At 69.8% G+C, this 4,195-nt stretch carries 2 protein-coding genes; one reads left to right on the top strand and one right to left on the bottom strand.

Annotated elements, in window-relative coordinates:
* Window positions 1-388: 388 nt before the first annotated feature.
* Window positions 389-1,501, bottom strand: coding sequence for a pyridoxal phosphate-dependent aminotransferase (locus ARC20_RS00845; RefSeq protein WP_057642911.1), 1,113 nt, complete (start codon window positions 1,499-1,501; stop codon window positions 389-391).
* Between the two features lie 133 nt (window positions 1,502-1,634).
* On the opposite strand from ARC20_RS00845, the gene ligA reads away from it, so the two are divergent.
* On the top strand, window positions 1,635-4,103 hold the full coding sequence (ligA, locus tag ARC20_RS00840; protein WP_057642908.1) for an NAD-dependent DNA ligase LigA: 2,469 nt from the start codon (window positions 1,635-1,637) through the stop codon (window positions 4,101-4,103).
* The last annotated feature ends 92 nt before the right edge of the window (window positions 4,104-4,195 follow it).

Below are 4,195 nucleotides of genomic sequence, written 5' to 3'. Positions count from 1 at the left end.
GCGCGGGGCCTTAGTCAAAGGTGGCGCAGCTGATCCCGCGTAGCGGGATCAGCTCCCCAAAGTTTGCGCAGCAAACTTCGGGGCCCCGCGCTTCCCTTGCCTATCCCCCGCGGCTTCGCCGCGCCCCCCTTAACAAAGGGGGGCTCTGCTCCAGAGAGAGAAAGAAGAAAAGCCGTGGCCATGCCACGGCTTTTTGCGCTGCGATTCGCCTTTCTTTCCTCGCCGGTCGAAGAGAGCCGTGGGGTGTGCGGGGGCGAAGCGCGCTCGGGGGCGTCGGGCGACATGGATGTCGCCTGACGAGCCCCGCATGGATGCAGTATTTGGCGTCCCCCGAGCGCGCTTCGCCCCCGCACGCCGCGCGACGCCAACCGAACAGCCGAAAAGAAAACTACCCGCCAGCCTTCAACACATCAGTAAAGGCAGTCCGAAACTGCTGCATCTCCGCCTCCGTCCCGACCGTCACCCGAACCCGCTGCGGCCAGATCGGCCAACTGCGCCCCACGACGACACCCTGCGCCGCCATCGCCTGCGAGAACGCCTTCCCGTCGCCCTTGATGTCGACCATGAAGCAGTTCGACTCGCTCGGAATGCACGAAAAGCCGCGCGCCTGCAGCCACTCCACCGTCTGCTGCCGGATGCGCGCATTGGCCGCCTTCCGCGTCGGCACCAGCGCGCTGTCGCGCAGGCTCGCATCGGCTGCCAGCATCGCCGGCACCGGCAGCGGGTTTTCACCGATCTGTTCCAGCCGCGCCAGCAACGCCGGCGACGCCACCGCCGCCCCGAGCCGCAGCCCCGCCATCCCGTAGAGCTTGGAGAACGTCCGCAGCACGATCAGGTCGTCGCGGCTGGCCGCCAGGTCCACCACCGAAGGCTGCTCGCTGTAATGGATGTACGCCTCGTCCACCAATACCACCGCATTGGCCGGCTTGTGCGCCAGCAACCACTCGATGCGCGCGCGCGGCGTCACCGAACCGGTCGGATTGTTGGGATTGCACACGTAGATCAACCCCGCACGCGGATCGGCCGCCGCCATCGCCTCCACGTCATGGCTGAAGTCCGCGGCCAGCGGCACCTTGCGCACCGGTGCCCCGTGCGCGGCCGCCACGTCGGCCACCGCCTCGAACGTGGGATCGGGCACCACCACCGACGCCTCGGCCGAAGTGAAAAGATGCCCGGCGCGATTGAGTGGATCGCTCGACCCCGGATACAGCGCCAGCCGCTCCGCCGGCACGCCCAGCTGCGAGGCCAGCAGCTCGCGCAACTGCCCGGCCAGCTCGAAGCGATAACGCCCGGTCGTCGGCAGCCCGCGCGACATCGCCTGCAGCGCCGCCGGCGAAGGCCCCAGCGGGCACTCGTTGAAATTGAGGTACACCTTGCGGTCGACCACCGCATTGGCGGCCGGCGCCGCGGCCAGCGCGGCCGGCGCCACGCCCAGCGATGAAGCGGCCAGGCCGGCACCGGCCAGCTGCAGGAACGAACGGCGGGACACGGATGCGGACACGGCAGGGCTCCAGGGCGGGCGACAGCGCACGCTAGCGGCAGCAGGCCCCGCGCCACAAGAGGGCCGGCCTCATGTCACCTTCCGCAGCGCCTCGCTAGAATTCCACTTCCGTATTCAGTGCCGTTTTCGACCGATGACCGCCCGCCCGGATCCCGCCCAGCGCGCCGCAGACCTGCGCCGCCAACTCGAAGACGCCAACTACCGCTACCACGTCCTCGACGAGCCGCAGATTCCCGACGCCGACTACGACGCGCTCATGCGCGAACTGGAAGCACTGGAAACCGCGCACCCCGAACTGGCCACCGCCGATTCGCCCACCCGTCGCGTCGGCCATGCGCCATCGCCCGGCAGCGGCTTTGCCGAAGTGCGCCACGCCGTGCCGATGCTGTCGCTGGGCAACGCCTTCAGCGACGAGGAGGTGCAGGAGTTCGTGCGCCGCATCGATGAACGCCTGGACACCGCCGCGCCCGCGTTCTCCGCCGAACCGAAGATGGATGGCCTGGCGATCAGCCTGCGCTACGAGGACGGCGTGTTCGTGCAGGGCGCCACGCGCGGCGACGGCACCACCGGCGAGGATGTCAGCGCCAACCTGCGCACGGTCGATGCGATCCCGCTGCGCCTGCGCGGCGAAGGCTGGCCGCGGGTGCTGGAAGTGCGGGGCGAGGTCTACATGTCGCGCGGCGATTTCGAGGCGTACAACGAATACGCACGCCTGCATGGCGGCAAGGTGCTGGCCAACCCGCGCAACGGCGCCGCCGGCTCGCTGCGCCAGCTCGACCCGCGCATCACCCGCCAACGCCGGCTGAGCTTCTATGCCTATGGCGTCGGCCAGGTCGAAGGTGGCGCGCTGCCCGACCGCCACTCGCGCATCCTGGCCCAGCTGCGCGACTGGGGCTTCCCGGTCAGCGACCTGGTCGAAGTGGTGCAGGGCGCGGAGGGACTGATCGGCTATTACCGGCAGATCGGCGAACGCCGTGACACGCTGCCGTTCGATATCGACGGCGTGGTCTACAAGCTCGACGACATCGCCGGGCAGCGCGAGATGGGCTTCGTCGCCCGCGCCCCGCGCTGGGCCATCGCGCACAAGTTCCCCGCGCAGGAGCAGTCCACCACGGTGGAGGCCATCGAGATCCAGATCGGCCGCACCGGCGCGGCCACCCCGGTGGCGCGGCTCAAACCGGTGCACGTGGCCGGCGTGGTGGTCACCAACGCCACGCTGCACAACGCCGACCAGATCGCCCGCCTGGACGTGCGCGTGGGCGATACGGTGATCGTGCGACGCGCGGGTGACGTGATTCCCGAGGTCGTCAGCGTCGTCGCCGACCAGCGCCCGGCCGGCACCGTCGAATGGCAGATGCCGCGGCAGTGCCCGGTGTGCGGTTCGGAGATCGTGCGCGAGGAAGGCGAGGCCGTATGGCGCTGCTCGGGCGAGCTGACGTGCCCGGCGCAGCGCAAGGAGGCGATCCGCCATTTCGTCTCGCGCCGCGCGATGGACGTGGACGGGCTGGGCGAGAAGTTCATCGAAGTGCTGGTCGATAGCGGCGTGGTGCAGGGCGTGGCCGACCTGTACCTGCTCGACCTCGACCAGCTGCTGGCGCTGCGCCTGGTCACGGGCGCCGAATCGCCGGAGGCCTTCCTGCGCGAGGCGCGCGAGCACCTGGCCGAAGCCGGCTACCGCACGCTTGCCCAGCGCGTGGAATCGCTGCAAGGCGAATCCTGGCAGGCCGACCTGCTGCGCGCCGGCCTGCCGGCGTTCGACTGGAACCGCAAGAAGATCGCCACCAAGTGGGCCGAGAACCTGGTCGCCGCGCTGGAGGCGAGCCGCAACACCTCGCTGGAGCGCTTCCTCTACGCGCTGGGCATCGAACATGTCGGCGAAAGCACCGCCAAGGCCATCGCGCACTGGTTCGGCGACCTGGATCTCGTGCGCACGCTGCCGTGGCCATTGTTCAAGCGCGTGCCCGATATCGGCGGCGAGGTGGCGCGCTCCATCGGCCACTTCTTCGACCAGCCGGGTAACCAGGCGGCGATTGATGCGCTGCTCGAACGCGGCGTGGTGATCGCCGATACGCACGCCCCGAGCGCCAAGCTGCGCGGCGAGCTGTCGTTCGCCCGCCTGCTGGAAGACCTGGAGATCCCGAAGGTCACCGCAGTGCGCGCGACGCAGGTCGCCGAGGCGTTCGCCGACTTCGATGCGCTGCGTCGCACCGATGCCGAGGCACTGGCCGCCGCCGGCGTGCCCGCCACGGTGGCCGAAGCGTTGCTGGCCTGGCTGGCCGAGCACGAGGCGTTCGCCCAGCGGGCGCAACAAGGCCTGCAGGCGCTGCTGGGCCGGTTGCCGGAGGCCGCCGAGGAGCAGGCCGGTGCACTGGACGGGCAGACAGTCGTGCTCACCGGTACGCTCGTGGAGCTCACCCGCGACCAGGCCAAGGAACAGCTGGAAGCGCTGGGCGCCAAGGTGGCCGGCAGCGTGTCCAAGAAGACCTCGTTCGTGGTGGCAGGCAGCGAAGCCGGCTCGAAGCTCGACAAGGCACAGGCGTTGGGCGTGCCGGTGTGGGACGAGGCGCAGCTGCTCGCGCTGCTGCGGAAGCACGGCGCATGAGCGAGGTGATCAACCTGGCCGCGTTGCGCCTGCGCGCCGCGCTCAATGCCGACATTCGCGCGTTCTTCGCCGAGCGCGGCGCGCAGGCGCAA

The organism is Stenotrophomonas panacihumi (genome assembly GCF_001431645.1).
Lineage (GTDB): Bacteria > Pseudomonadota > Gammaproteobacteria > Xanthomonadales > Xanthomonadaceae > Stenotrophomonas_A > Stenotrophomonas_A panacihumi.
The sequence above is the reverse complement of the archived record's forward strand: the minus strand, read 5'-3'. Positions and strand labels throughout refer to the sequence as shown.

Bases quoted from the DNA above. Each gene is read 5' to 3' on its own strand.
- ligA (WP_057642908.1), top strand. From the start codon at position 1,635: ATGACCGCCCGCCCGGATCCCGCCCAGCGCGCCGCAGACCTGCGCCGC.